The organism is Heyndrickxia coagulans DSM 1 = ATCC 7050 (genome assembly GCF_000290615.1).
GTDB classification, from domain to species: domain Bacteria; phylum Bacillota; class Bacilli; order Bacillales; family Bacillaceae_C; genus Weizmannia; species Weizmannia coagulans.
In genome coordinates this window covers 1-255 of the sequence record NZ_ALAS01000035.1, presented here as the reverse complement: position 1 = coordinate 255, position 255 = coordinate 1, and the positions used below count along the sequence as shown (strand labels likewise).

Genomic DNA, 255 nt, shown 5'->3' with positions numbered 1-255 from the left:
TGCCGATGAACTGCTTGAATGCAGGGCAACTGATCCGTGCTTTACGCCCACTGACGGGCGTACAGGCTGCTTGAGTAGTTGAGACATCCTTATGGATTGTTTCAAGTTCCGTTGTTTTCTCTCGCTTCTTGAACGGTGTTTCAGATAGGCTTCTCTCAATGTCCTATTGAGTATGCCTTGTTTGATTTTCACCATGGCTTCTGCGCCAAGTTCACTCCAATGCATGCCCCTTTTTTTCATCCTGAAGGAGATATG

Annotated in this window: 1 pseudogene; it reads right to left on the bottom strand. The window is 46.7% G+C overall.

From position 1 onward, the window contains the following. A pseudogene (locus IC21_RS15980) lies at positions 1–255 on the bottom strand (ISLre2 family transposase); the annotation flags it as partial.